The sequence below is a fragment of the Sphaerimonospora mesophila genome (assembly GCF_001417795.1).
Lineage (GTDB): Bacteria > Actinomycetota > Actinomycetes > Streptosporangiales > Streptosporangiaceae > Sphaerimonospora > Sphaerimonospora mesophila.
Genome location: NZ_BCBX01000045.1, coordinates 93,678 through 118,618, shown reverse-complemented (window position 1 = coordinate 118,618; position 24,941 = coordinate 93,678). Strand labels below are relative to the sequence as shown.

The 24,941-nt window shown below is 70.2% G+C and carries 23 protein-coding genes, 2 pseudogenes and 1 riboswitch; of the genes and pseudogenes, 18 read left to right on the top strand and 7 right to left on the bottom strand.

The window, feature by feature from the left end; translation table 11 throughout:
* Positions 1–36: 36 nt before the first annotated feature.
* Together AP234_RS39270 and AP234_RS26500 are read left to right on the top strand one after the other, a co-directional pair.
* A complete protein-coding gene (locus AP234_RS39270) occupies positions 37–2,034 on the top strand; it encodes an RNA polymerase sigma factor (RefSeq protein WP_152990630.1) in 1,998 nt (665 codons plus the stop codon).
* 124 nt (positions 2,035–2,158) lie between these two features.
* Positions 2,159–3,334 carry an NlpC/P60 family protein gene (locus tag AP234_RS26500; RefSeq protein WP_055482452.1) on the top strand — a complete coding sequence of 392 codons (1,176 nt, stop codon included), beginning with the start codon at positions 2,159–2,161 and terminating at the stop codon, positions 3,332–3,334.
* A gap of 29 nt (positions 3,335–3,363) precedes the next feature.
* On the opposite strand, the gene AP234_RS26495 is transcribed toward AP234_RS26500, so the two are convergent.
* Positions 3,364–3,867: an inorganic diphosphatase gene (locus tag AP234_RS26495; RefSeq protein WP_055482451.1), complete on the bottom strand. Its 504-nt coding sequence runs from the start codon at positions 3,865–3,867 to the stop codon at positions 3,364–3,366.
* Between the two features lie 110 nt (positions 3,868–3,977).
* Between AP234_RS26495 and AP234_RS39680 the strand changes: the two are divergent.
* From AP234_RS39680 to AP234_RS26440, 12 genes and pseudogenes are all read left to right on the top strand, one after another.
* Positions 3,978–4,652: pseudogene (locus tag AP234_RS39680) on the top strand (D-alanyl-D-alanine carboxypeptidase); the annotation flags it as partial.
* A 261-nt stretch (positions 4,653–4,913) separates the two neighbouring features.
* Positions 4,914–5,504: pseudogene (gene dacB, locus AP234_RS39675) on the top strand (D-alanyl-D-alanine carboxypeptidase/D-alanyl-D-alanine endopeptidase); the annotation flags it as partial.
* Between the two features lie 50 nt (positions 5,505–5,554).
* A complete protein-coding gene (locus tag AP234_RS26485; protein WP_200926727.1) occupies positions 5,555–6,604 on the top strand; it encodes a zinc-dependent metalloprotease in 1,050 nt (349 codons plus the stop codon).
* 66 nt (positions 6,605–6,670) lie between these two features.
* The gene (gene tilS, locus AP234_RS26480; RefSeq protein ID WP_055482450.1) at positions 6,671–7,693 is read left to right on the top strand and encodes a tRNA lysidine(34) synthetase TilS; all 1,023 of its coding nucleotides are present in this window, start codon (positions 6,671–6,673) and stop codon (positions 7,691–7,693) included.
* Positions 7,694–7,705: 12 nt separating this feature from the next.
* Positions 7,706–8,263, top strand: a complete 558-nt coding sequence (gene hpt, locus AP234_RS26475) for a hypoxanthine phosphoribosyltransferase (RefSeq protein WP_083502459.1) — start codon at positions 7,706–7,708, stop codon at positions 8,261–8,263.
* 268 nt (positions 8,264–8,531) lie between these two features.
* Entirely contained in the window at positions 8,532–10,547 is a 2,016-nt protein-coding gene (gene ftsH, locus AP234_RS26470) for an ATP-dependent zinc metalloprotease FtsH (protein WP_055482448.1), read from the top strand.
* A 2-nt stretch (positions 10,548–10,549) separates the two neighbouring features.
* On the top strand, positions 10,550–11,134 hold the full coding sequence (gene folE / locus AP234_RS26465) for a GTP cyclohydrolase I FolE (protein WP_055482447.1): 585 nt from the start codon (positions 10,550–10,552) through the stop codon (positions 11,132–11,134).
* 100 nt (positions 11,135–11,234) lie between these two features.
* Positions 11,235–12,146: a dihydropteroate synthase gene (gene folP / locus AP234_RS26460; protein ID WP_055482446.1), complete on the top strand. Its 912-nt coding sequence runs from the start codon at positions 11,235–11,237 to the stop codon at positions 12,144–12,146.
* Positions 12,143–12,583, top strand: coding sequence for a nuclear transport factor 2 family protein (locus tag AP234_RS26455; RefSeq protein ID WP_200926726.1), 441 nt, complete (start codon positions 12,143–12,145; stop codon positions 12,581–12,583). The genes folP and AP234_RS26455 overlap by 4 nt, the downstream gene beginning before the upstream one ends.
* Complete coding sequence (gene folB, locus AP234_RS26450) at positions 12,573–12,938, top strand: dihydroneopterin aldolase (RefSeq protein ID WP_055482445.1); 366 nt, start codon at positions 12,573–12,575, stop codon at positions 12,936–12,938. Before AP234_RS26455 ends, folB begins: the two co-directional genes overlap by 11 nt.
* Positions 12,935–13,435 carry a 2-amino-4-hydroxy-6-hydroxymethyldihydropteridine diphosphokinase gene (gene folK / locus AP234_RS26445; RefSeq protein WP_055482444.1) on the top strand — a complete coding sequence of 167 codons (501 nt, stop codon included), beginning with the start codon at positions 12,935–12,937 and terminating at the stop codon, positions 13,433–13,435. The genes folB and folK overlap by 4 nt, the downstream gene beginning before the upstream one ends.
* 41 nt (positions 13,436–13,476) lie before the next feature.
* Positions 13,477–13,926 carry a DUF3180 domain-containing protein gene (locus AP234_RS26440; protein ID WP_055482443.1) on the top strand — a complete coding sequence of 150 codons (450 nt, stop codon included), beginning with the start codon at positions 13,477–13,479 and terminating at the stop codon, positions 13,924–13,926.
* Positions 13,927–13,934: 8 nt separating this feature from the next.
* Here AP234_RS26440 and AP234_RS26435 read toward each other — a convergent pair whose 3' ends face one another.
* The 3 genes from AP234_RS26435 to AP234_RS26425 all read right to left on the bottom strand — a co-directional run bounded on the left by AP234_RS26435 (position 13,935) and on the right by AP234_RS26425 (position 17,242).
* Positions 13,935–15,371, bottom strand: coding sequence for a serine/threonine-protein kinase (locus tag AP234_RS26435; protein WP_160330488.1), 1,437 nt, complete (start codon positions 15,369–15,371; stop codon positions 13,935–13,937).
* A 76-nt stretch (positions 15,372–15,447) separates the two neighbouring features.
* Positions 15,448–16,611 (bottom strand): NADH-quinone oxidoreductase subunit D, encoded by a 1,164-nt coding sequence (locus tag AP234_RS26430; protein ID WP_055482498.1) that lies wholly within the window; start codon positions 16,609–16,611, stop codon positions 15,448–15,450.
* A 145-nt stretch (positions 16,612–16,756) separates the two neighbouring features.
* Positions 16,757–17,242, bottom strand: a complete 486-nt coding sequence (locus tag AP234_RS26425; protein WP_055482441.1) for an NUDIX domain-containing protein — start codon at positions 17,240–17,242, stop codon at positions 16,757–16,759.
* A gap of 131 nt (positions 17,243–17,373) precedes the next feature.
* Here AP234_RS26425 and AP234_RS26420 point away from each other — a divergent pair, with 131 nt between their 5' ends.
* Positions 17,374–17,976, top strand: coding sequence for a hypothetical protein (locus tag AP234_RS26420; protein WP_055482440.1), 603 nt, complete (start codon positions 17,374–17,376; stop codon positions 17,974–17,976).
* A gap of 27 nt (positions 17,977–18,003) precedes the next feature.
* Here the strand turns inward: AP234_RS26420 and AP234_RS26415 are convergent, their stop codons facing one another.
* Both AP234_RS26415 and AP234_RS26410 read right to left on the bottom strand, forming a co-directional pair.
* Positions 18,004–18,681: a pentapeptide repeat-containing protein gene (locus AP234_RS26415; RefSeq protein WP_055482497.1), complete on the bottom strand. Its 678-nt coding sequence runs from the start codon at positions 18,679–18,681 to the stop codon at positions 18,004–18,006.
* A 61-nt stretch (positions 18,682–18,742) separates the two neighbouring features.
* Entirely contained in the window at positions 18,743–19,996 is a 1,254-nt protein-coding gene (locus tag AP234_RS26410; protein ID WP_235558396.1) for an aminotransferase class V-fold PLP-dependent enzyme, read from the bottom strand.
* A 191-nt stretch (positions 19,997–20,187) separates the two neighbouring features.
* Positions 20,188–20,303: riboswitch (SAM riboswitch) on the bottom strand.
* A 369-nt stretch (positions 20,304–20,672) separates the two neighbouring features.
* On the opposite strand from AP234_RS26410, the gene AP234_RS26405 reads away from it, so the two are divergent.
* Positions 20,673–21,872, top strand: coding sequence for a cytochrome P450 (locus AP234_RS26405; RefSeq protein WP_200926725.1), 1,200 nt, complete (start codon positions 20,673–20,675; stop codon positions 21,870–21,872).
* On the opposite strand, the gene AP234_RS26400 is transcribed toward AP234_RS26405, so the two are convergent.
* Positions 21,862–22,881, bottom strand: coding sequence for an SAM-dependent methyltransferase (locus AP234_RS26400; RefSeq protein WP_055482438.1), 1,020 nt, complete (start codon positions 22,879–22,881; stop codon positions 21,862–21,864). The two genes, AP234_RS26405 and AP234_RS26400, sit on opposite strands and share 11 nt — an antisense overlap.
* A gap of 158 nt (positions 22,882–23,039) precedes the next feature.
* On the opposite strand from AP234_RS26400, the gene AP234_RS26395 reads away from it, so the two are divergent.
* Positions 23,040–23,930 (top strand): DUF2520 domain-containing protein, encoded by an 891-nt coding sequence (locus AP234_RS26395; protein ID WP_055482437.1) that lies wholly within the window; start codon positions 23,040–23,042, stop codon positions 23,928–23,930.
* Positions 23,921–24,778: a pantoate--beta-alanine ligase gene (gene panC, locus AP234_RS26390; RefSeq protein WP_055482436.1), complete on the top strand. Its 858-nt coding sequence runs from the start codon at positions 23,921–23,923 to the stop codon at positions 24,776–24,778. Before AP234_RS26395 ends, panC begins: the two co-directional genes overlap by 10 nt.
* Positions 24,779–24,941: the final 163 nt, after the last annotated feature.

Below are 24,941 nucleotides of genomic sequence, written 5' to 3'. Positions count from 1 at the left end.
AGAGCTGGTAGTTACCGAGCATTTACTCTGCGTTATATGAATGATGGCGTCCTGGTGGAGGCGTTGCGCGCCCGCGATCCGGGTGCTCTCGCCGCGCTCTATGACACGTATGCAGAGAGCATCTACCGTTACTGCCGGATGATGCTGGGCGGCCCCGACAACGCCCAGGTCGCGTTACGAGACACGTTGATCGCCGCCGAGGCCCTCGTCGGCGCCCTCGCGGACCACGAGTCGTTCCGGCCGTGGCTGTACGCCCTGGCGCGTGGAGAGTGCCGGCGCCGCAGGACGCCGGACGTCTCGCCGGTCGATCGGCGAAGCGAGCAGCCCGGCGATCAGTCGAACGACCGGGTGGGCGAGCGGACGGGTACGGCCCAGGCGGCGCCGAGCACGATGCCGTTCGACGCCGCGCGGTCCGGCGCCGCCCAATTCGATGGCGCGCAGTTCGACGCGGGGCTGCGGGACCCGGGCGATGTCACCGGTCCGATGGGTCCCGCCGGCGTCGCGGTGGCCGACCTGCGAGTGGTGGCCCAGGGCGCGGTGTCCGCGCTGTCGCTCGCCGACCGAGAGGTTCTCGACCTGACCACCCGCCACGACCTGTCGACGGCAGAGGTGGCGGCCATGCTCGGCGCCGGGCAGCGTTACGTGGAGGGGCTACGGGAGTCGGCGACCGATCGCCTGCGCGATGCGATCACCGCCGAGATCCTCGCACGGAAGAACGATCATGACTGCGATCGGGCCGCCAAGATGCTCACCGGGTTCTCCGGCGTGCTCGCCGCTGAGACGCGACACCGGCTGATCAGGCATCTGGCGCGGTGCGAGACCTGTTCCCGGCATCGGATGCGGCAGGTCTCCGCGACCAAGGTCTTCGCTCAGCTGCCCGAGACGGGTCTGCCGGACACGCTCCGCGTCCGGGTGCTGAGCTCCTTCGTCGACCCCGAACTCGTTCCCTACCGGAGGTTCGTCGCGAAACGGGTGGGTGCGCTCGATCCGTCGGGCTTTCCCAGGGCGGGCACCCGGCGTGAGGGCCGCCTGGCGCAGGCGGTGGCGGGGGCGGTGGCCACGGTAGCGGCGGCGGCGGCGATCGCGCTGGTTTTCGCACAGTTCTCCGGTGATCTGTCGGATTCGGTCTCCGATATCGCCGCGCGCCGGTGGCCGGTGGCGGACGGGTCCGCCACCGGTCTGTCGCCGGGTACGGCACAGCCGGACCCCGAGGCCGTCGCCCAGCGTCCGCCCCGGACTCCTGAGGAGCGGTCGCCAGAGGACCGATCTCCGGAGGCCCGGTCTCCGGGCGGTCGGGCGCAGCCCCAACCCGGCCGCCCCAACCTGGCCGAGCCGGTGATCCCGGTGATCCCGGCCGGACCCGCTCCACTGCCGGCCCCCGTGCCCCGGCCGGCTCCGCCGCCGACCGCACCCCGGCCCAAGCCCAAACCGCGGCCGGTGCCGACCGCCGAGCCGTCGGGTCCCAAGCCGACACCGCCGGGTGGAGAACCGGGAGAGACGCCGTCCATACCCTCGCCTGAGCCTCCCACCCGGCCTCCGTCCGGAGGCCCTCCGCCGCACTGGCCCGGCCACCATCCACCCCCGCATCGCCCCGGGCCCTGGCCGGGTCACGGTCACTGGCCCGGCCGAGACCACCAGCACCACCGTTGGCCGTGCCATCACTGCGACGAGAAGCCGAGGCCGCGTCCGACACCCCGGCCGTCGGCCCGGCCATCGCCCCGCCCGTCGCCCGAGCAGTCGGGTCGGCCGTCGCACCGGCACCCGACCGCTTCCGGTCGCTGGTTCCATCGCAGCGGGGCGGACCGGTCCGGAGCGGCGAGGGAATCCATGGACGATCGCCGAAGGCCGCAGGCGAAGCCGTCCCCGCCGTCCAGATCGTCCAGATCGTCGCGTCCGTCCGGGCCGGCTGCCGGGTCGGCCTCTGAATCCGCTCAGAGGCCCTTGCCCGAGCCCACGTCACAACCGGCCACGCCGTCCGATCCTCCGTCTGCTCCGCCACCTGCCCCACAGACCGCTTCTCAGCAGGATGCCTGAGCGGTTCCGGCCACTGTCTTATCAGGACGATCTCCTACATATGATGATTACCCTACGTATCTGAAACGTGTACTCAGAGTAATCAGAGGGAACTTGGGGGAGTGGAAGCACGGAAGGGGTAGTAATGCCACTCCTCAGAGCATCGGGGCTCGTCGTCGGCCTGGGATCGGGTCTGGTCCTTACCCTCGGCGGCGTGGCCGGAGCCGATCCACGACCGTCCGCCAAAGACGTGGCGAAGGCCCAGGCGCATGCCCAGGAACAAGCCCATGAACTGGACAGGGCCGAGGCCGACCTGACCGCGGCCCGGGCCCGTCAGGACGAGCTGGCGCAGAACGCCGAGAGCCTCGTCGAGGCGTACAACGGCGAACTCGTCCGCCTCGAGGCGGTCAAGGCGAGTTACGAGCAGGCGGCCCGGCACCTGCGCGGCGCGGCCGATCAGGTCGAGGAGGCCCGCGCCGCCGTCGCGGCCGAGGCGACGGCGAGTTACGGCGGATTGGCGATCTCCGTGCCGGGCGCCCTCGCCGAGAGCCTGAGCGACATCGGCGGTCTTCTGCAGCGGGCCAGCCTGCTGACGCACATGTCGGAGGCCCGGGTCGCCGCCCTGCGGCGCCTGAGCGACACACAGCGGGTCTACGAGATCCTCCGCGCCCAGGCCGCCCAGGCGTACGCCGCACAGCTTCGCGCGGCCGAGCGGGTACGGCTGGCCAGGGACGCGGCCCAGGAGGCCGTCGACCGGCAGATGGAGACGACACGGCGGATCGAACAGGAGAAGCAGGAACTGTCCGAGAGTCTCGCGGCCGCCCAGTCCAGAGTGGACGAACTGAAACGGGCGAGACAGGAGTCGCGACAACGGTCGACGCGAGAACGATCGGCGGCAGGCCTTGGCGGGGGCGGTGGAAGGGTCCCGGCGTGGGCCGGCCGCCTGGGGTCGGGCCGAGGCGGACTCGCCGCCCAATGGGCGCTGAAACAGCTCGGCAAGCCGTACGTCTGGGCGGCCGACGGGCCGGCGGGCTTCGACTGCTCAGGCTTGACCATGAGAGCCTGGCAGCGGGCGGGGGTCTCCCTCGATCACTGGACCGGCACCCAATGGACTTCGGGACGCCGCGTGTCGCTGAAGAACCTGCGCACCGGGGACCTGGTGTTCTTCGGCAGATCGGGCCGAGATCCGCACGGCATCCATCACGTGGGGATCTACATCGGGCGAGGAATGATGGTCCACGCCCCCCGAACGGGGGACGTGGTGCGCATCTCACCGATCTGGCGGCACGATCTGGTCGGCGCCACCAGGCCCGCGACCTGACCGGCGGACCACTTCGCGCTACGGTCGGCTCAATGCTCCTCGGCGCCGCCCTCTTCTTCCTGGAACCGCTTGAGAGACGCCATGATCTCGGACTCGGCCTCGGTGCGGCCGACCCAGTTGGCGCCCTCGACGGACTTGCCGGGCTCCAGGTCCTTGTAGACCTCGAAAAAGTGCTGGATCTCCAGCCGGTCGAACTCGGCGACATGATGTATGTCGCGGATGTGCTCCATGCGCGGATCCGTCGACGGGACGCACAGCACCTTGTCGTCGCCGCCCTTCTCATCGGTCATGCGGAACATGCCGACCGCGCGGCAGCTGATCAGGCAGCCGGGGAAGGTCGGTTCCTGGAGCAACACCAGCGCGTCGAGCGGATCTCCGTCCTCACCCAGAGTGTTCTCGATGAAGCCGTAGTCGGCGGGGTACTGGGTCGACGTGAAGAGCAGGCGATCCAACCGGATGCGGCCAGTCTTGTGGTCCACTTCGTACTTGTTCCGTTGTCCTTTGGGGATCTCCACGACAACGTCGAACTCCACTGGTTCCTCCGCTCAAGCCCCCGGTGTCCCGGATGGGCATTAATGTCTCGTAGGCGTGGTTCCGGTCGGCGCGAAATGAGGGTCTCGTGGTGCTGCGACGTGAGCGGTGGATGGTGGTGGCCACCCTCGCCCTCCTGCAGATCTTCGTCGTCGTCGCGGGTGTTTATGGCTACATGGTCATCCATGACGGCACCCGGACGCCGGCCCCTATCGCGTCCCCGGAACCGGCCCCCACCCCCATCATCACCGCGGGTCCGGTTCTGGCCGCGGCTGGGGACGGGGTCCTTCCCGTCAAGGGTACTTTGACCTCCAGATTGCGTGACGCCATGGGTGCCCCGGGGCTGGGGAAGAACGTGGCGGGCGTCGTACTCGACGCCAGGACCGGGGAGTCGCTCTTCGACGGCGATTCGGCGCGGCCGGTCACCCCGGCGTCGACGACCAAGGTCGTCACCGCGGTGGCCGTGCTCGCCTCGGTCGGTCCCGACGCCAGGTTCGCTACACGGGTGGTCCGGGGGAGGACCAGGAACTCGATCGTTCTCGTCGGGGGCGGCGACCCCACCCTCGCCGGGCCGAAGGGCACCGGTAAGGACGGCGGATATCCGCGACCGGCCTCGCTCGCGCAGCTCGCCTCGCGTACGGCCAAGGCGCTCAAGGCGGCCGGGATCACCCGGGTGAACCTGTCGTACGACTCGTCCCTGTTCGGCGGCCCGCGGTCGGCGCCCGGCTGGAAGCCGAACTACATCCCCGAGGGCAGTGTGGCACCGGTCACGGCACTGACCATGGACGAGGGCCGGACGACCGGCGGCGGACGGCTGACCGACCCGCCGCGCGAAACCGCCGCCGCCTTCGCCGCGCTGCTGCGGCGGGCCGGCATCGCCGTCGGCGGCGACATCCGGCCCGGTGCCGCCCCGGGACCCGAAGGACAGAACGCAAAAAACCGGACCGCGCAAGACGGCACGGCTCAGGACGGCACGGCTCAGGACGGCACGGCTCAGGACGGCACGGTTCAGGACGGCACGGTTCAGGACGGCACGGTTCAGGACACCGCGGCCAAGGACGGCGCGGCCCGATACGCGGCGGGTCAGGAACTGGCCCGGGTGGAGTCGCCGCCGGTCTACGCCCTCGTCGAGCGGATGCTCACGCTCAGCGACAACGATCTCGCCGAGGCCCTCGCCCGTCAGGTGGCGGTGAAGGAGGGCCTGCCGCACACCTTCAGGGGCGCCACCGACGCCGTCCACCGGATCCTGGCCGGATTGAACCTGGACCAGGGCGTCGAGGTACACGACGGCAGCGGGCTGTCCACACGCAACCGCGTCACCCCGGCCGCGCTCGGCCGTCTGCTGGCCGCCGCGTCCTCTCCCGCCCACCCCGACCTGAACTCGCTGATCAGCGGGCTGCCCGTGGCCGGGTTCACCGGCACCCTGCACGGCCGGTACGGAAAATCCGAATCGGCGCCCGGTGCCGGATTGGTCCGCGCCAAGACGGGGACGCTCAACGGCGTGAACACCCTCGCGGGCATCGCGTACACGGCCGGCGGGCGGCTGGTGACGTTCGCGTTCATGGCGGACGAGGTGACTGATCCGGACAGAGCGATCGCCGCGCTCGACAAAATGGCCACGATCGTCTCCCAGAGCTGATTCGGCGTCCCCTCGCGCGGGGGGAACGCGGAGAACGTACGGTGGTGGGTATGCAGGTGATCGACTGGGATCTGGCCGTCGCGACCGGAGTTCGCCTCGTGCGCCCCGGGCCACAGGTGAGCCGTGAGGAGGCCAGACAGGCGGTCGCCGAGCTGCGGCGCCTGTCCCGAGACGCCGAAGGACACGTGCGGGAGTTCACCCGTCTCGACTCGGCCCCGCCCGAGGCGGCGACCGTCGTGGACCGGCCGGGCTGGATCCGGGCCAACGTGGACGGGTTCCGGGTGGTGCTGGAGCCGCTGACCGACAAGATGTCGAGCATGCCGGCGATCGTGTCCGCCGTCGGCTCGCGCATCACCGGCCTCGAGGTGGGCGCCGTGCTGGCGTTCCTCGCCTCCCGGGTGCTGGGGCAGTACGAGCTGTTCCTCCCGCCCGACCCGAGCGGGGTCGCCCCGGCGGGGCGGCTGACGCTGGTCGCGCCCAACATCGTGCACGCCGAGCGTGAGCTCGGGGTCGACCCCCGTGACTTCCGCCTGTGGGTCTGCCTCCACGAGGAGACCCACCGGGTGCAGTTCACCGGGGTGCCGTGGCTGAGGGAGTACGTCCGGGGCCAGATGACCGAGTTCCTCCTGGCCTCCGAGATGGACCTCATGACCCTGCTGGAGCGGCTGCGGGCCGCCTCGGGCGCGGTCGCCGACGCCTTCAAGGGCGGCGAGAGCAATCTCATCGAGGCCATCCAGACCCCCGAGCAGAAGGCCGTCCTCGATCGCGTCACCGCGGTGATGACGCTGGTGGAGGGACACGGCGACTACGTCATGGACGCGGTGGGGCCGTCGGTCGTGCCGTCGGTCGCCGAGATCAGAGCCAAGTTCCAGCGCCGCCGGGAGGGCGGATCGCGCATGGACCAGCTCATCCGCCGGCTGCTGGGCATCGAGCTCAAGATGAAGCAGTACGCCGAAGGCTCCAAGTTCGTCCGGACCGTGGTCGAGGAGGCCGGGATGGACGGGTTCAACCAGGTCTGGACCTCCCCCGAGACGCTGCCCACCCGCGACGAGATCGCCGCCCCCGACACCTGGATGTCGCGCGTCCTCACCTCCGCATGACCCCGCGCCCCGGCGTGATGCCGCGGGTCTCGTCCCGCTGAGAGATCACCGGGAGAGAATGGGGGTATGGGTCCGCATCCCGCTGTCGCCGACGTGCGCCGTGCCGTACGACTGTGCCTGGCCGATCTGTCCGGTGGCGAGCCCGGGAAGCCGGGCGGGAAACCTCGCCGGGCCGACCGGGGCGTGCTTGTGCTGGTCGCGTGCAGCGGAGGGGCCGACTCGCTCGCGCTCGCCGCGGCCCTCGGGTTCTGCGCGCCGCGCCTCGGCCTGCGCGCCGGGCTGCTGACCGTCGATCACGGTCTGCAGGAGGGCTCCGCCGAGCGGGCCCGGGAGCTCGTACGGCTCGCGCCCACGCTCGGCCTGGACCCCGCCGAAGCCCTGACCGTGGTCGTGGACGGGGACGGCGGTCCGGAGGCGGCGGCGCGTGACGCGCGTTACGAGGCGTTGTCCGAGGCCGCGCGGCGTCTTGATGCGGCGGCCGTGCTGCTCGGCCACACGCTGGACGACCAGGCGGAGACCGTGCTCATGCGGCTGGCCCGTGGCAGCGGCAGCCGTTCCCTTTCCGGTATGCCGGAGGTGTCCGGCATCTACCGTCGGCCGCTGCTCGGCCTCGCCCGCGCGAGAACCCGGCAGGCGTGCGCGGCGCTCGGCCTGTCGCCCTGGGACGATCCGCACAACGTCGACCCCGCCTACACCAGGCCGAGGGTGAGGCACGACGTGCTGCCGGTGCTGGAGGCGGCGCTGGGGCCGGGGGTCGCCGAGGCGCTCGCCCGTACGGCACGGCTCTGCCGAGACGACGCGGACGCGCTGGACGAGTGGGCCGACGACGTCTACGCCAAATCGCTGATGTCCGACGGCGGGCTGATCGCGGCCGTGCTCGCGCAGGCGCCTGCGGCCGTACGGCGGCGGGTGCTGCGGCGGGCCGCCGTGGCCGCGGGGTCTCCGGCGTCAGCGCTGGCCGCCGTCCACATCGAAGCGGCGGATCGCCTGGTCACGGACTGGCACGGGCAGAAGGGCGTCGACCTGCCCGGCGGGGTCGGAGTGGTCCGGCGCTATGGCACCCTGTACTTCGTCGACAACCTCGCGTAAGGAAACCCCCAGGTGGATGCAGCCGACATGGGCAAGGACCTCTCCAGCGTCCTCATTTCGGAAGCGGAACTCCAAGCCAAGATCAAAGAGCTCGCCGGCCAGATCGACGCCGACTACGCAGGGCAGGATCTCCTGATCGTCGGTGTGCTCAAGGGCGCCGTCATGGTCATGGCGGACCTCGCGCGAGCGCTGCACATTCCGGTGCGGATGGACTGGATGGCCGTTTCGTCCTACGGCGCCGGGACCAGGTCGTCCGGGGTCGTCCGCGTGCTCAAAGATCTCGACACCGACATCGCGGGCCGGCACGTGCTCGTGGTCGAGGACATCATCGACTCCGGCCTCACGCTGTCGTGGCTCATGAACAATCTGAAGTCGCGTGATCCCGCATCCGTGGAGATCTGCGCACTTCTGCGCAAGCCGGATGCCGTGAAGGTGCCGATCGACGTGCGTTATGTGGGGTTCGACATCCCCAACGAGTTCGTCATCGGCTATGGCCTCGACTACTCGGAGCGGTACCGTAACCTGCCGTTCATCGGCACTCTCGCACCACATGTCTACGGAGGCGAGTAAGCCCTGAGCGAATCCCCCTTCCAAATGGGGTGTCATTCGCTCCCAGGTAGGGGAACACGGGAATGCCTGACGTACGTTGGAATGGCGAAGCCGGACGCCGTGCGGGCGGTTACCCCGAGCGGCGGGCGGGTGTACCTTCGGATATCCGTAGGGTGCCGAAGGTAACCTCCGGTAGTCAGTAGGAGCGGTAAGGGATGCCGCGACCCCGGGACCTCCCGGGGCCAGGCCTCGGTCAGGAAGGAACGGGCCCCCCGGGGTTCCGCAACGGATGGATCTCAAGCGATTTACACGTGGGCCACTGCTGTGGATCCTGGGCATCGGTTTGCTCATCCTGCTCGTCACCACGATGTTCGGCGGTGACGGCAACTACACGCCCGCCGACACCTCCACGGTCGTCCAGCAGATTCAGCAGGGCAATGTCAAGAGTGCGACCATCGTCGACAAGGAGCAGCAGGCCAAGCTGACCCTGAACTCGCCGATCGCGGTCGGGGGCAAGCAGACCGACCGCATCCAGTCCTCCTGGGTCTACGGACAGGGTCCTGAGCTGACCAAGGCACTGGAGACGGCCAAGCCGAAGCAGGGCTGGACCGTCGAGGTTCCCAAGGACAACTTCCTCGTCAGCCTGCTGGTCAGTTTCCTGCCGATCATCATCATCGTCCTGATCTTCCTGTTCATCATGAACCAGATGCAGGGCGGCGGCTCCCGGGTCATGAACTTCGGGAAGTCGCGGGCGAAGCTGATCACCAAGGACACCCCCAAGACCACGTTCGCCGATGTCGCGGGTGCGGACGAGGCCATCGAGGAACTCCAGGAGATCAAAGAGTTCCTGCAGGCCCCGGCCAAGTTCCAGGCGATCGGCGCGAAGATCCCCAAGGGCGTGCTGCTGTACGGCCCGCCCGGCACCGGTAAGACCCTGCTGGCCAGGGCCGTCGCCGGTGAGGCCGGCGTGCCGTTCTACTCGATCTCGGGTTCCGACTTCGTCGAGATGTTCGTCGGTGTCGGCGCCTCCCGGGTCCGCGACCTGTTCGAGCAGGCCAAGGCCAACGCCCCGGCCATCATCTTCATCGACGAGATCGACGCCGTCGGCCGGCACCGCGGCGCGGGCCTCGGCGGTGGCCACGACGAGCGCGAGCAGACGCTGAACCAGCTCCTCGTCGAGATGGACGGCTTCGACGTGAAGGGCGGCGTGATCCTGATCGCCGCGACCAACCGGCCCGACATCCTCGACCCCGCCCTGCTGCGTCCGGGCCGTTTCGACCGGCAGGTCGTCATCGACCGGCCCGACCTCGAGGGCCGCAAGGGCATCCTGAAGGTCCACGGCCGCGGCAAGCCGTTCGCGCAGGACGTCGACCTCGAGGTGATCGCGCGGCGGACCCCCGGCTTCACCGGCGCCGACCTGGCGAACGTGATCAACGAGGCCGCCCTGCTCACCGCACGGCAGGACCAGAAGCTGATCACGATGAACACGCTCGAGGAGTCCATCGACCGTGTGATGGCCGGCCCCGAGCGCAAGTCGCGGGTCATGTCGGATCAGGAGAAGAAGATCATCGCGTACCACGAGGGCGGACACGCACTGGTGGCCCACGCGCTGCCCAACTCCGACCCGGTCCACAAGATCACGATCCTGTCGCGCGGCCGCGCCCTCGGCTACACGATGACCCTGCCGATGGAGGACAAGTTCCTCGCGACCCGCTCCGAGATGATGGACCAGCTCGCGATGCTGCTCGGCGGGCGTACGGCCGAGGAGCTCGTCTTCCACGAGCCGACCACCGGCGCGTCCAACGACATCGAGAAGGCGACCTCGATCGCCCGCCGCATGGTCACCGAGTACGGCATGAGCGAACGGCTCGGCGCGCGCAAGTTCGGCAGCGGCAACGGCGAGGTCTTCCTCGGCCGGGAGATGGGCCACGAGCGCGACTACTCCGAGCAGATCGCGTCGGCGATCGACGAGGAGGTCCGCCGCCTCATCGAGAGCGCGCACGATCAGGCGTGGGAGATCCTCGTCCAGTACCGTGACGTGCTCGACAACCTGGTCCTCGAACTCATGGAGAAGGAGACCCTCTCCCGCGAGCAGGTCCTGGAGATCTTCTCGCCCGTGGTGACCAGGGAGAAGCGGCCTTCCTACGCCGGGTACGGCAAGCGCCTCCCGTCCGACCGCCCCCCGGTCATCACTCCGAAGGAGCGGGCGAACGGCAACGGCTCGGCACTGCCGGCCGGTGGTGGCGCCACCCCCGCGCCGTGGACGGGGGCCGGTGAGCAGTCCGCGCAGCGAGACGAGGCCTGACGATGGTTCCCCCCTTCCCCGGCTTCGATCACGATCGGATCGAGAAGGCCGTCCGCGAGATCCTGCTGGCGATCGGGGAAGACCCGGATCGTGACGGGCTGCGCGAAACGCCCGCACGCGTCGCCCGCGCGTACGCCGAGCAGTTCGCCGGGCTCGGCCAGCGCCCCGAGGACGCGCTGACCACGATGTTCGACGCCGATCACGACGAGATGGTGCTCGTGAAGGACATCGAGGTGATGTCCACCTGCGAGCACCACCTCCTGCCGTTCCACGGCGTCGCGCACATCGGCTACACGCCGAACCAGAAGGGGCAGATCACCGGCCTGTCCAAGCTGGCCAGGCTGGTCGACGTCTACGCACGCCGGCCTCAGGTGCAGGAGAGGATGACCTCGCAGATAGCGGACGGCCTGATGGCCGTGCTCGAGCCGCGCGGGGTGATCGTGGTGATCGAAGCCGAGCACATGTGCATGACGATGCGCGGTGTCCGCAAGCCGGGCGCAAAAACGATCACGTCGGCGGTCCGCGGCGACTTCCGCACATGCGAGGCGACCCGGGCCGAGGCCATGTCGCTCATCCTGCGCGGTTGATCTCTCGGCGGCCCGCTTCCGATTCCCGCAGGCCCCTGTCCGTCCACAGGCGCACCCCCATGGGACCGATCGTGACCCCTGAGCATCTAGGCTGGACTCCATGACCGCATGGAGCGTGCCCGGGATGCCCGACCCCGGCCGCTGCCTGGTCATGGGTGTCGTCAACGTCACCCCCGACTCCTTCTCCGACGGAGGCCGGTGGTTCGATCCCGACATCGCGATCCGGCACGGCCTCGAGCTGGTGGCCGAGGGCGCCGACATCGTGGACGTCGGGGGCGAGTCCACCCGCCCGGGCGCCGCCAGGGTCTCGCTCGACGAGGAACTGCGTAGGGTCGAGCCGGTGATCCGGGCACTGTCCGGGGAGGGCGTCACGGTCAGTGTGGACACCATGCGCGCCGAGGTGGCCGAGGTGGCGGTCGCGGCCGGGGCCCGGCTCGTCAACGACGTGAGCGGCGGCCTGGCCGACCCCGAGATGCCCCGGGTGGTGGCGGCCACCGGCGTGCCGTACGTGGTGATGCACTGGCGCGGCCACAGCCGCGACATGGACAGCCGCGCCCTCTATCACGACGTGGTGACCGAGGTCGCCGAAGAACTGCGCAAGCGAGTCGACTCCGTGCTCGCCGAAGGCGTGAGGGAGGAGCAGATCATCCTCGATCCCGGTCTCGGGTTCTCCAAACAGGCGGAGCACAACTGGGCCGTGCTGGCCGGCATGGACACGCTCAACCGGCTCGGCCGTCCACTGATCATCGGTGCGTCGCGCAAGCGGTTTCTCGGCCGCCTGCTCGCGGATCCGGACGGCACCCCGCGGCCGTTCGGCCGCAGCGACGACGCCACTCTCGCCGTCACCGCGCTCGCCGCGCGAGCCGGCGCCTGGTGTGTGCGGGTGCACAAGGTCGGCCCCAACGCGGACGCCGTACGCGTCGCCGCGGCGTGGCGGGCCGCCGAAAGAGACGGTGCCGGCACGGGCACCGGTCGGGGCCGGGCTGAAGAGGGATGGCGATGCCAGGAATGACGGATATCGAGGAGCTCGAGGCACTCAACGAGGCGTTCTACCACGCGTTCGAGAGCGGCGACCTCGACAAGATGTCCGAGATCTGGATCGAGGACACCGAAGACCGGGTCGCGATGTGCGTGCATCCCGGCTGGGCCATGCTGAGCGGGCGGACGGCGGTGCTCCGGTCGTGGGCGCTGTTCATGGCCAACACGACGTACATCCAGTTCGTGCTGACCGACGTGCGCACCATGCTGAGCGGGGACGTCGCGGTCATCACCTGCACCGAGGACGTCCTGGTCCCGGCCGGGGCCGACGAGCTGGGCTTCGCGACGGGGCTCGTCGTCGCCAGCAACACCTTCATCAGGACCGAGTCGGGCTGGCGGCTCTGGATGCACCACGGGTCCCCCATCCTCCAGGCGGAGGACGAGGCGGAAGCGGACGGCCATGAGCGGTGACACCATCCGGCTCGCCGGGTTACGGGTGCGCGGCAGGCACGGGTGCCTTCCCGCCGAGCGCGAGCTCGGCCAGGAGTTCGTCGTCGACGTGACGCTCTTCCTGGACACGGCGCCCGCCGCGGCGCATGACGATCTGAGCAGGACGGTCGATTACGGCGCTCTCGCCGTACGGCTCGCCGAGATCGTGGCCGGTGAGCCCGTCGATCTCATCGAGACCCTCGCCGACCGCCTCGCGTCGGCCTGCCTGGCGCATGACGTGGTCGAGGCGGCGGAGGTGAGTGTGCACAAACCGGCGGCGCCGATCCCGCTGCCGTTCGACGACGTGGTGGTGACCATCAGAAGGAGCCGCGCATGAGGGTGGTGCTCTCGCTCGGAAGCAACCTGGGCCGCCGGATCGACTATCTCCAGGGCGCGCTCGATGTGCTGTTCGACGCTCCGGGGCTGACGTTCGTGGCGGTGTCCCCCGTGTACGAGACCGATCCCGTGGGCGGTCCCGAGCAGGGGCCCTATCTCAACGCCGTCGTGATCGCCGAGGGCATGCAGGATCCGCGTGCGCTGCTGGAGCGGGCCCAGGGCGTCGAGACCGCGTTCGGCCGCAGACGTGAGGAGCGGTGGGGGCCACGCACCCTGGACGTCGACCTGATCATGGTGGGCGGCATGGTCTCGGACGACCCGGAGCTGACCCTGCCCCATCCGAGGGCACATGAGCGGGCGTTCGTGCTGGTCCCCTGGGCCCAGATCGATCCGGACGCGGTGCTTCCCGGCCATGGCCCGGTCGCGGCCCTGCTGGCCGACCTGGACCAGAGCGGGGTACGGCTACGGCCCGATTTCTCACTGGTACCTCCCGACTGAACGGAAGGATCCCCGGTCGGCCCCATCGAAACGGAGCGTGCGTGAAACCCAGCAACCCCGGCGTCCTCGTCGGTCTGGTGGTGGTGTTCGGGCTCGTCACCTGGGGTGTGCTGCAGCAGGCCTACGCCGTGCTGCCCACCCTCCCGTGGACGGCCATCCCCACCACGTTGCTGCTCGCACTCGGCGAGGCGTACACCGGCTGGCTGACACGTGCGAGGATCCTGCGCAGGCCGGACACCAAGCCCGTCGAGCCGCTGGCCGTGGCCAGACTGGCGGCGCTGGCCAAGGCCACGGCGTACGCGGGGGCGGTGTTCGCGGGGGTGTTCGCCGGGTTCGTGTGCCGCGTGATCGACATGCTCGAGCTGCCCAAACCCCGCCAGGACGCGCTGATCGCGGGAGGATCGTTCCTGTCATGCGTGATCCTTATCTGCGCGGCGCTGTTCCTTGAGTACTGCTGCCGCGTCCCCGGCAAGCCGGAAGGCGAGGAGTGATCCCGGGCTCAGCTCTCGGTGACGGGGATGTCCTTCACACGGCCGAGCAGTACCAGATCGACATCGACCTTCTCGACTTTCCCGGGCAGGCGATCGAAGATCGCGTGAAACCTGCGTGATCGGCCGGCCGGAATGGTGTCGCCGTAACCCCAGTGCGTACAGACGCATTTGTCTTGCCGCATCGCCGGGTGGACGGGTTCGGTCGCACCCGCATATGAGAGGCTGATCTTCTTGGTGTCGGATTGGAACCCGCCGTCCAAGACCGACTCCAGGCGGACTTCGGCGCCCGACGGGCTGTCGTTCCTGAGCGTCCAGAACAGCGTCACCTCGTCACCCTGGCGGACGAGGGAGTCGATCGTGATGTGCACCGGAATGCTCTGGTTCTTCTCGTCGCTCGTGATCGTGTCCCGCTCGGCCAGCACGCCGTCCTGCTGCGTCCCTCGCGTCCCGCTCCCCTGCTGTGCGGCCACCTCCCACGGCCGCCAGACCAGTACCGATGCACCCAGCGCCATGGCCGCGACCGCGATCGCCGCCGCCGGTTTCATCCAGCGGCTGCGGATCGGCCGCCGTGGCGGGGAGATCGGCGATTTGGGCGGGAGGGTCGGTGACGGCGTCCAGGTGCCGGTCACCAGGCGGGTGGCGGAGGCCGCCGTGATCGACTCACGGCCGAGCAGGCGATCCAGAAGCTGCTGCGCCGTCGGCCTGCGGGACGGATCCTTGTCCAGCGCCTGTTCCACCAACGGCCTGAGCCGCTCATCCACGCCCTTCAGGTCGGGCACATGGTGGGCCACGCGGTACAGCACCTCCGGCATGTGGCCGGTGCCGAACGGTGGTCGCCCCGTGGCCGCATAGGCGACCACGCCGCCCCAGGCGAACACGTCGCTCGCCGCGGTGACCGGCTCGCCCTTGGCCTGCTCCGGGGACATGTATTCCGGTGTCCCCATGACGGTCGCCGACCGGGTCACCTCCGGCTCCGCCAACTGGGCGATCCCGAAATCGATCACACGGGGACCTACGGGGCTGAGCAGGATGTTGGCGGGTTTCAGGTCCCGATGCACGACGCCCGCTTCGTGGATCGCGGTGAGCGCGGTGGCCACACCGACCGCCAGCGCCTCCAGGTTGGCTCCGGACAGCGGGCCCTGCTCCTTGACTACGCTGCGTAGATCAGGCCCTTCGACATAATCGGTGACGATGTAGGCGGTTTTTCCGTCGATGCCCGCATCCAGCACCGGAGCGGTGCAGAACCGCGCCACCTTGCGCGCAGCGGCGGCCTCCCTGGTGAAACGGCGCAGGAAATCCGGGCGTGCCGCCAGCTCGGGACGGAGTTCCTTGACCGCGACCAGCTTGAAGTCGCCGTCCTGGGCGAGATGGACGATGCCCATCCCACCTTCACCGAGGACGCGGATGAGGGTGTACGAACCGATTTGTCGAGTGGGGTCGCTCACGCCCGACATTCTGGCAAGAGTTTCTCAAAGTGGGTAAAAATTGATGGCCAGACCGCCTCCGGACCGAACTATCGGGTTATTTGTCGATATCTCCAACGACGAAGAACATCGAGCCGAGGATGGCCACCATGTCGGAGACCAGGTGGCCGGGCAGCATCTCCCGCAGCACCTGGATGTTGTTGTACGAGGCGCTGCGGAGCTTCAGCCGCCACGGAGTCTTCTCACCCCGGGACACCAGGTAGTAGCCGTTGAGGCCGAGCGGGTTCTCGGTCCAGGCGTAGGTGTGGCCCTCGGGGACCTTGAGCACCTTCGGCAGCCGCTGGTTGATCGGCCCCGGCGGAAGCTCCCGCAGCCGTTCCACGCAGGCGTCGGCCAGATCCAGGGACACCTTGACCTGGTCGAGCAGCACCTGGAACCGGGCGTTGCAGTCCCCGGCCGAGCGGGTCACCACCTTGACGGGCAGCTCGCCGTAGGCGAGGTAGGGTTCGTCGCGCCGCAGGTCGAAGTCCACCCCCGAAGCCCGGGCGATCGGGCCGCTCACGCCGTACTGCATGATCGTGTCACGGTCGAGGACGCCGATGTCCCTGGTCCTGGCCAGGAAGATCTCGTTGCCGGAGATCAGCTCCTCGATGTCGGGCAGGCGGTGCCGTACGTCGGCGACGGCCTGGGCGGCCCGGTCGAGCCAGCCGAGGGGAAGGTCCTCCTTCAGCCCGCCGACGCGGTTGAACATGTAGTGCATGCGGCCGCCGGAGATCTCCTCCATGACGTGCTGCAGCGTCTCGCGTTCCCGGAAGGCGTAGAAGACCGGGGTGATCGCGCCGAGCTCCAGGGGATAGGAGCCGAGGAACATGAGGTGGTTGAGCACCCGGTTGAGCTCGGCCAGCAGCGTCCGGGCCCACACCGCCCGTCGGGGGACCTCCATGCCGAGCATGCGCTCGACGGCCAGCACGACCCCCAGCTCGTTCGCGAAGGCCGACAGCCAGTCGTGCCGGTTGGCGAGCACGATGATCTGCCGGTAGTCGCGCACCTCGAACAGCTTCTCCGCGCCCCGGTGCATGTAGCCGACGATCGGCTCGGCGGCGGCGATCCGCTCACCGTCGAGCGTGAGCCGCAGCCGCAGCACCCCGTGCGTGGACGGGTGCTGCGGGCCGATGTTGAGGACCATGTCCTCGGTGGCCAGCTCCTTCGGCTGGACGGCGGCCGCGCCCGAGCCGATCCCGACCACGCGCTCCCGCCGCATGCCCTCCTCGGTCATACCGTCCATGCTCCCACGCTCGTACGGCACCGCGAAGTGCACCGCGAAGTGCGCGGCGAAGTGCACGGCGAAGAGCACGGCGAAGAGCGCGGCGAAGAGCACGGCATGGAGGCCGGGTCAGCCCATGGCGTCACAGCGCCGCTTCATTGGGCAGGTAGACGGCATGTCCGTCCTTGCGCGCCCGGCGGGCGGCCGGGAGCCGCGGCGCGGTGGCGGCCGGCAGCAGGGCGGTGGCCTGCTCCCAGGGGAAGAATCCCGCGTCGTCCAGTTCCTCCTCCTGTAGCAGCAGCGGCGTGCCATCGGCGATCGTGCCGCCGTCGAACAGGAAGTTGACCATCGACCGCGGCCGGTCGCCGAGCGGCGGCGCCCAGTCGAGCACGAGCAGCGCGCCCGCCTCGACCCGGAGGCCGAGCTCCTCGTGGACCTCGCGGCGGGCGCCGTCGTGGGGTGACTCGCCCGCTTCGACGATGCCGCCGGGGATCGCCCAGCCCGGCCGGTAGTTGGGTTTCACCAGCAGGACGTGGTCGTGGACGTCGGTGAGCAGCAGACACGCCGAGGCGTACACCGTGGGCAGGGTGGCGAACCACTCCGGCGGCTCGAGATATGGCTTGCTCATTGGATCACGTTACCCGCCGGGTGACCGCGTGCGGCGACGGGCACGCGCGAGGCCGGCGAACCTTTCGGCGCCGGTCGCGGTAGTGAGGGTGTGGTTCACCCGAACCACTCTCCGACGAAGGGGAGGATCGGATGCGTCGGACCCCGAAGGTGAGCGTTTCGGCGCTCGTGATGTCGCTCGTGGTGATGCTTCCGGCGTGCGGCGGGCCGCAGGCCGTCTCGACGCCCTCGCCGCCGCCTTCGCCCACGCCGGATGGATCGCCGGTGGCGGAGCCGGTCAGTGTGCCGGTGACGGTGGGCGAGCCCGCGTCGGCGGTGGCCAAGGGGACGTGTCCGGTGACCAGGCCCGCCGACCGGCCCGTCGAGCCCCCCGGCGCGCTGGTGAGATGGCTGGAGGGAGAGGGCACGGCGGACGAAGCCGCCGAGTGGTACGGCGGGGGCGGCCTCTGGGTGCTTCCCGCCCAGGCGCGGCAGGCCTATCCGCGGCCCGAGGACGGCAAATGGGGGATCAAGTTGCCGTGGTGGCGTGACCGTGATGAGCGCCTGGAGATCCGCGCGGTCTCCCTGGACACGGGGGAGACCGTCGTCGGCGACGTGCCGGAAGGTTACTCGGTGCCCGGCCTCCAGGTCAGCGGGTTCGACTTCCCGAGACTCGGCTGCTGGCACATCACGGGAACTCTCGGCGCGACACAGGTGCGCTTCGTCACGAAGGTCGTACGAGCCCCCCGGGGGTGAAGTGAGCCCGCGGGCCGGCCGCCGCTCTCAGTCGTCTTCCACGGTGACGCCCAGGATGTGGGCGAACATCGGGGCGAGCTCCATCAGTTGGAGGCCGCTGATGGTCGCGCCGCGCAGCGCGTCGTACCCGTCGGAGAGGCCCAGGGAGGTGGCGCCCCGCAGGTCGACGTCGGCCATCTTCGCCTTGTCGAACCGCACCCTTTCCAGGGCGGAACCGGGGAACGCGACGCCCGTCAACGTGGCGCCCGCGAAGTCCACGTCGCGCAGCGTGCACTCCACGAACACCACCTCCCGCAGCTCGGCGGCCCGGAAATTGACCGAGTCGAGCTTGCATCGGTGGAAGGTCACCCGGTTCAGCTCCGCGCCGGGCATCGCCGTACCGGCCGCAGCGCTCGTGATGATCTCGGCGTCCGCCCATGTGCTCTCCGTGAGATCGGCGCCCACCCAGCGCGCGGTGTGCAGCCACACGTCGGTGAAGCGGGCACGCCGGAAGCGGCCGCCGACGAACGTCACCGACGTGAACGCCGACTCGATGAATCTGGCGGCGCCGGCGTCCTCGTCCTCGAACTCCTGCCCGTCGAACAGGAGCGTGTCGTAGTCGCCGTTGCCGACCAATCTGCCGTCGAACGGCTCGAGATGATCCGCGTACGGCAGCGCGGCGAGCTCGCGGGGCTGCTCATAGGTGTGTCCACGGCGTTTCGGCATCACCCCAACGTAGTGGGCGCCTCCGACAGAACATCGCCTCATGCGCCCCGGGCATGATCCGTCAGATGCGTCTGAGTGCCTCGATGAGACGGTCGACGTGCTCCTCGGTGGAGCCGATGCCGATCGACGCCCGGATCGCTCCGGTCGTGCCGTCCGCGCACCCGCCGTCCTCGGCGACATCGCCCGATGTCGAGAGGAGGTGCCGGACGAACGGGTGAGCGCAGAACTTGCCGTCTCTGACACCGATGCCGTGCTCGGCCGAGAGCGTCTCGGCCACCTCCCTGGCCGTGTGACCGGCCACCGTGAACGACACGATGCCGACGCGCGGGTGGTCGGGCCCCCACAGCGACAGCTCCCGCACCCCCTCGATCGTGGCCAGGCCGGCGCGCAGGCGGGCGAGCAGCCGCTTCTCCTCCCGGACGAGAGACCTCCAGCCGGTGGCGCGCAGCGCGTCGCAGGCGGCCGCGAGCGCGATCGCGCCCAGCACGTTGGGGGTGCCCGCCTCGTGCCTGGCCTCGGGGTCGTCGCTCCATTCCGCGTGGCCGGCGGAGCCGGCGGAATCGGCGGCTTCGGACACGGCGCCGACGGCGCGCACGGCGCCGCCGCCCCGCAGGTAGGGCTCGGCCCGGGCGAGCCAGTCGGGCCGGCCGATCAGCACCCCGGCGCCGAACGGCGCGTAGAGCTTGTGCCCGGAGAACGCGACGTAGTCGAGGCCGAGCGCGGTGAGGTTGAGCGCCCGGTGCGGGACGAGCTGGGCGGCGTCGACCGCGATGCGCGCGCCGTGCCGGTGGGCGATGTGCGCCAGTCCCGCGATCGGCCACAGCTCGCCGGTGACGTTGGAGGCCGCGGTGACGACCAGCAGCGCGGGGCCCTCGATCGACGCGAGCGCCTCGTCGGCCGCCCGCACCGCCTCTCCCGGGAACGCGGGCGGCGCGAGCCGTACGGCACGGGGCCAGGGCAGCAGCGAGGCGTGGTGCTCGGAGTCGAACACCACCACCGTGGTGTCCTCGGGCAGGCAGCGGGCCAGCAGGTTCATCGCGTCGGTCGTGTTACGCGTGAAGATCAGCGCGTCGTCCTCCCGGGCCCCGGCGAAGGCCCGCACACTGTGTCTGGCCTGCTCATATCGGGCGGTGGTGAGCTGCGAGGCGTACCCCGCGCCGCGATGGACGCTCGAGTAGGCCGGGAGCGCGGCGGCGACGGCCGCGTTCACCGGCTCAAGACAGGGCGCGCTCGCCGCGTAGTCCAGGTTGGCGTACGGCACGAGCCTGCCGCCCTTGACCGGAACCCGCAGGTCGCCGCCGAGAACGGCCGGGATGGGGCGGGGACCGGAGGAGACCGGACCATGGGCGGCGACATCGGCGGCTGGGGTGATATCGGTGCTGATGACATCGACGGCGGCGGCATCGGTGGCGGGGGTGAGAGCGGCGGGGGTGAGAATACTGAGAACAGCGGACAACGCCAGGCCTCCTTGGGGTCGGGGACCCCGGCCATGGCGTCGTACGGCGGAGCCCGCGCTTGTCCGGCACACCTCGTGCCGGACCCGGTCCTCACCCGGGGCACCCCGCCGCGGACGCGAGGGTTGCCGGCCAGCGAGCCGGGGCTTGGCGCTGGCACTCATGACCTGAGTCGCACTATAACCCATCGGCCCGGCCTGTCACCATGAGCCCTCTCGCCCCCCTGAGCGCCGACGACCTGAGCGCCCACGACGTCCACCGGGATCAGACGTCTACTGGGATCGAGGGGGCGGAGCGGGAGGGAGCGAGGACCGCACGCGACAGCCCGCACCAGCGGGCTTCGCGGCGGACCGCGGCTTCCTCCCGGCGCAGCTCCCGGGCCCACCCGATGCGGCTCCCGGGCCCCAGCCGATTCGGTTCCCGAACCCCGGCTGATTCGGCTGCCGGGTCTGAGCTGATTCGGCTCCCGGGCCCTATCCGATTCGTGGTCACCGCTCTGCGAGACGAATGCCCTGATAGATGCGTATGGTGTGCATTGTGAAGTTTGATCCCTGGAATCCCGAGTTCATCGCTCACCCGTACGACGCCTATCGCGCCCTGCGCGAGAACGACCCGGTCAGCTTCTTCGAGCCGACGGGCCAGTGGCTGATCGCCCGCCATGCCGATGTGAACGCGCTGCTGCGCGACCGGCGGCTGGGCCGGTCCTACCTCCATCTCGGCACGCACGAGGAGTTCGGCAGGGAGCCGGAGCCGGAGTTCCAGGAGCCGTTCTGGCGGGTCATCCGCGCCGGGATGCTGGACGTCGAGCCACCGGTCCACACCCGGTTGCGGCGGTTGGTGTCCAAGGCGTTCACGCCCAGGATGGTCGAGTCGCTCCGCCCCCGGGTACGGAAGATCGCGACCGAGCTGACCGAGGGACTGGTCGAGCGCGGTGGCGGCGATCTGCTCGCCGAGGTGGCCGAGCCGCTGCCGGTTACCGTGATCGCGGAGATGCTCGGCGTGCCCGAGGCCGACCGGCACCTGCTGCGGCCGTGGTCGGCGGACATCTGCGGGATGTACGAGCTCAGCCCCTCGCCGGAGGTGCAGCACACGGCGGTGCGAGCGGCCGAGGAGTTCGCCGCCTATCTGCGCGATCTCGCGAGGACGCGCCGGGACCGGCCGGGCGACGACATGATCTCCGCGCTGGCCCAGGTCGTGGACGACGGGGACCGGCTCACCGAGGACGAGCTGATCGGCACCTGTGTGCTGCTGCTCAACGCCGGCCACGAGGCGACGGTCAACGCCACCGGAAGCGGCTGGTGGGCGCTGTTCCGCAACCCGGATGAGCTGGCGCGGCTGCGCGCCGACCCGGGTCTGATGCCGACGGCCGTCGAGGAACTGCTGCGCTGGGACACCCCGGCGCAGATGTTCGAGCGGTGGGTGCTGGAGGACATCGAGGTCGGCGGGGTGACGATCCCCCGCGGGGTCGAGGTGGCGCTGCTGTTCGGCTCGGCCAACCGCGACCCCGAGGCCTTCGCCGACCCGGATCGCCTCGACATCGGCCGAGCCGACAATCCGCACATCTCGTTCGGAGCCGGCATCCACTTCTGCCTCGGCGCGCCGCTCGCGCGGGTCGAGATGGCGGAGTCGTTCAGCGCACTCCTGCGGATGGCGCCCAGGCTGGAGCTTGCCGAGGAACCCGCATGGAAGCCCAACTACATCATCCGGGGCCTGGAGTCGCTCAAGGTCACCATTTGACCTGGGCGAGCCAGCCGAAGCCGCCGAGGCCGGCGGGATCGATCAGCTCGGCCTCCTCGGCCGCCCGTCCGAGCGCCCGGACATAGCCGACAGGATCGGCGGCGGCGAGTTCGATCGGCGGCCGGACGCCGGTGACGCCGAGATCGCGCAGCGCCTCTCGCTGGGTGGTCAGCGTCGTGGCCACGGCGCCGGCCCGCTCGCCCGCCGCCGCGCACGCGTCCAGCGCGACGTGCGCGGTGATGTCGCACGACCCGTCCGGCACGGCCGACGTCATCGAGCCGTTCCGGTAGGCCGTGAGGCTGCCGAGGGTTGGCCGGTCGTCGACGCGGTGGGCGTAGTCGACGGCGATCGCCGTGCCGCGCGCGAGCCGTACGATCACGGTGGCCCAGGCCTCGTCGCGCGGCCGGCCGATCTCCGCGCGCCGGCCGATGAGTCCCTCGCCGCGTAGCGGCTTCTCGGCACCCCCCAGCGGCTTGTCGGCGGCACCGCACAGCGGCCACCAGCGGTCGAGCCAGGCCAGATCCTCCGGACAGGGAGGCGGGCCGAGGCGTTCCGCGCCGGTCTCGGGGTCGACCAGCACCAGGCGCGGCCCCGACGGGGTGCGCTCGACGACGTCCACCGGGATGTTGTCCAGCCACTCGTTGGCGATGACCAGCCCTTCGACGCGTTCGGGTACGGCGTCCGCCCAGGCGATCCGCGTGTCCAGGCCGGGGGGACGCGGGGAGAGGTCGACGGCGGTGATCCGCAGCCGTTCCGCCAGTCCCGGCGGCGCGATCGTCAGTACGCGGGCGGGCAGCAGGCCGTCGCCGCTGCCGACGTCGACGAGATCGATCACCTCGGGGCGGCCGAGGGACTCGTCGACCCGCTCGACCAGCCGGAGCACGGCCCAGGCGAAGACCGCCGACACGTGCACCGAGGTCCGGAAATGCCGGTCGGGCCGTTCCCGTAGGTAGAAGCCGCCGTCCCCGTAGAGCGCGCGTTGCATGGCCGCGCGCCAGGTCAACCACACACGCCTCACGTTACCCAGGCCGTGGAAGATGACGAAAAGTAGTCACCTTCGTACTCGTGGCTCAACATAGTGCAGGGGGAAGTGGGACAAAATCGGACCATGGGTCAAGGCCGGGCAGCCCCGCACGGCTACGCTGGGCGGGGCGGAGGGGAGGCCTCATGGAGACAAGCGACCGCCCGGGACGGCTCGCCGTGGGAGTGCTCGGCGCGGGACGGGTCGGTTCGGTGCTGGGCGCCGCGCTCCGGCTCGCCGGACATCGGGTGGTGGCCGCGAGCGGGGTCTCCGACGCGTCCCGCCGGCAGGCGGCCGAGCGGCTCGGCGTGGAGTTGAGCAGGCCGGAGGAGGTGATCCGGCAGGCCGAGATCGTGCTGCTCACCGTGCCCGACGACGTGCTCCCCGAACTGGTCTCCGGTCTGGCCGCCACCGGCGCCGACCTGCGCGGCAAGCTGCTCGTCCACGCCAGCGGCGCGTACGGCCTGGCCGTGCTGGACCCGGCGGCCGAAGCGGGCGCGCTGCCCCTGGCGCTGCATCCGGTGATGACGTTCACCGGTCGCGACGACGATCTCACCAAGCTGAACGGATGCTCCTTCGGGGTGACCGCCCCGCTCGTGCTGCGCCCCGTGGCCGAGGCACTCGTGATCGAGATGGGGGGTGAGCCCGTCTGGATCGCGGAGTCCGATCGCGCCCTCTATCACGCCGCCCTGGCCAATGCCGCCAACCATATGGTCACGTTGATCGCCGAGTCGCAGGAGCTGCTTTCGAAGATCGGTGTCGAGCATCCCGGGCGGATGCTCGGCCCGCTGCTCGGCGCGGCGCTGGACAACGTGCTGCGCCTGGGCATCAGCGGGCTGACCGGGCCGGTGGTGCGCGGCGACGCGGGAACGGTGCGAAAACATGTCGACGCGCTCATCCTGGCCGCCCCCGAGGCCGCGGACGCCTATGTGGCCCTCGCTAGGCTCACCGCGGACCGGGCGCTGGCCGCCGGGCTGCTCAAGCCCGAGACGGCCGAGCGCCTCCTGGACGCGCTGGGAGGGAATGTATGGACTTGACCGTCGCGGGCACCCTGGCGGAACTCGCCGAGGCCATGAAGGCGAGGGAGCACGCCGGTGGCAGGGTCGCCCTGGTTCCCACGATGGGGGCGCTGCACGAGGGCCATCGGTCGCTGATCCGGCTGGCGCACGAGCATGCCGATCACGTGGTGGTGAGCGTTTTCGTCAATCCCCTACAGTTCGCCCCAGGTGAGGATTTTTCCCGATATCCCCGGACTTTCGAGGCGGACCTGGCGGCATGCGCCGAGGAGAACGTCTCGGTCGTCTTCGCACCGTCGGCCGACGATCTGTACCTGCCCGACCGACAGGTCGGCGTGTCCGCCGGGCACATGGGCACGATCGTCGAGGGCGCCTTCCGTCCGGACCACTTCGACGGCGTGCTGACCGTCGTGCTCAAGCTGTTCAACCTGGTCCGGCCGGATGTGGCGGTCTTCGGGCAGAAGGACGCCCAGCAACTCGCGCTCATCCGTCGGATGGTCGCCGACCTGAACGTGCCGGTCTCCGTCGTCGCCGGACCGACCCTGCGCGAACCCGACGGCCTCGCGCTGTCCAGCCGCAACCGCTATCTCTCCCCGGACGAGCGGACCACCGCCCTCGCCCTGTCGCGAGCGCTCCGCGAGGGCGCCACGTACGGCACGCCGAAGGAGGTCCTCCGCGCGGCCGGCGCCGTACTGGCCGAGGCGGCCCGGACGGAGCCGCCCCTCGTGCTCGACTACCTGGTGCTGGCCGATCCCGCCACGTTCACCGACGTCGGCGACGACCACCGGGGCGAGGCCGTGCTCGCGGTGGCGGCCAGGGTCGGCACCACACGCCTGATCGACAACGTCGTGATCCGGCTGTCCGGCTGATCGGAAAGCGGCTGATCGGAAAGCGGCTGATCGGAAAGCGGCCGATCGGAAAGCGGCCGATCGGAAAGCGGCCGATCGGAAAGCGACTGACCGGTGCGACTGATCGGAAGCGTCTGACCGGTGTGACTGACGGGAAAAGCGGCTTACCGGAAAGGCAAGCCGA

Excerpts from the sequence above, each read along its gene's own strand:
- folP (WP_055482446.1), top strand. The coding sequence starts at position 11,235 with ATGACCGCATGGAGCGTGCCCGGGATGCCCGACCCCGGCCGCTGCCTG.
- AP234_RS39270 (WP_152990630.1), top strand. The coding sequence starts at position 37 with ATGAATGATGGCGTCCTGGTGGAGGCGTTGCGCGCCCGCGATCCGGGT.
- folE (WP_055482447.1), top strand. The coding sequence starts at position 10,550 with ATGGTTCCCCCCTTCCCCGGCTTCGATCACGATCGGATCGAGAAGGCC.
- AP234_RS26500 (WP_055482452.1), top strand. The coding sequence starts at position 2,159 with ATGCCACTCCTCAGAGCATCGGGGCTCGTCGTCGGCCTGGGATCGGGT.
- AP234_RS26420 (WP_055482440.1), top strand. The coding sequence starts at position 17,374 with ATGCGTCGGACCCCGAAGGTGAGCGTTTCGGCGCTCGTGATGTCGCTC.
- ftsH (WP_055482448.1), top strand. The coding sequence starts at position 8,532 with ATGGATCTCAAGCGATTTACACGTGGGCCACTGCTGTGGATCCTGGGC.
- AP234_RS26455 (WP_200926726.1), top strand. The coding sequence starts at position 12,143 with ATGACGGATATCGAGGAGCTCGAGGCACTCAACGAGGCGTTCTACCAC.
- tilS (WP_055482450.1), top strand. The coding sequence starts at position 6,671 with ATGGGTCCGCATCCCGCTGTCGCCGACGTGCGCCGTGCCGTACGACTG.
- folK (WP_055482444.1), top strand. The coding sequence starts at position 12,935 with ATGAGGGTGGTGCTCTCGCTCGGAAGCAACCTGGGCCGCCGGATCGAC.
- AP234_RS26485 (WP_200926727.1), top strand. The coding sequence starts at position 5,555 with ATGCAGGTGATCGACTGGGATCTGGCCGTCGCGACCGGAGTTCGCCTC.
- AP234_RS26395 (WP_055482437.1), top strand. The coding sequence starts at position 23,040 with ATGGAGACAAGCGACCGCCCGGGACGGCTCGCCGTGGGAGTGCTCGGC.
- folB (WP_055482445.1), top strand. The coding sequence starts at position 12,573 with ATGAGCGGTGACACCATCCGGCTCGCCGGGTTACGGGTGCGCGGCAGG.
- AP234_RS26430 (WP_055482498.1), bottom strand. The coding sequence starts at position 16,611 with ATGCGGCGGGAGCGCGTGGTCGGGATCGGCTCGGGCGCGGCCGCCGTC.
- AP234_RS26425 (WP_055482441.1), bottom strand. The coding sequence starts at position 17,242 with ATGAGCAAGCCATATCTCGAGCCGCCGGAGTGGTTCGCCACCCTGCCC.
- panC (WP_055482436.1), top strand. The coding sequence starts at position 23,921 with ATGGACTTGACCGTCGCGGGCACCCTGGCGGAACTCGCCGAGGCCATG.
- AP234_RS26415 (WP_055482497.1), bottom strand. The coding sequence starts at position 18,681 with ATGCCGAAACGCCGTGGACACACCTATGAGCAGCCCCGCGAGCTCGCC.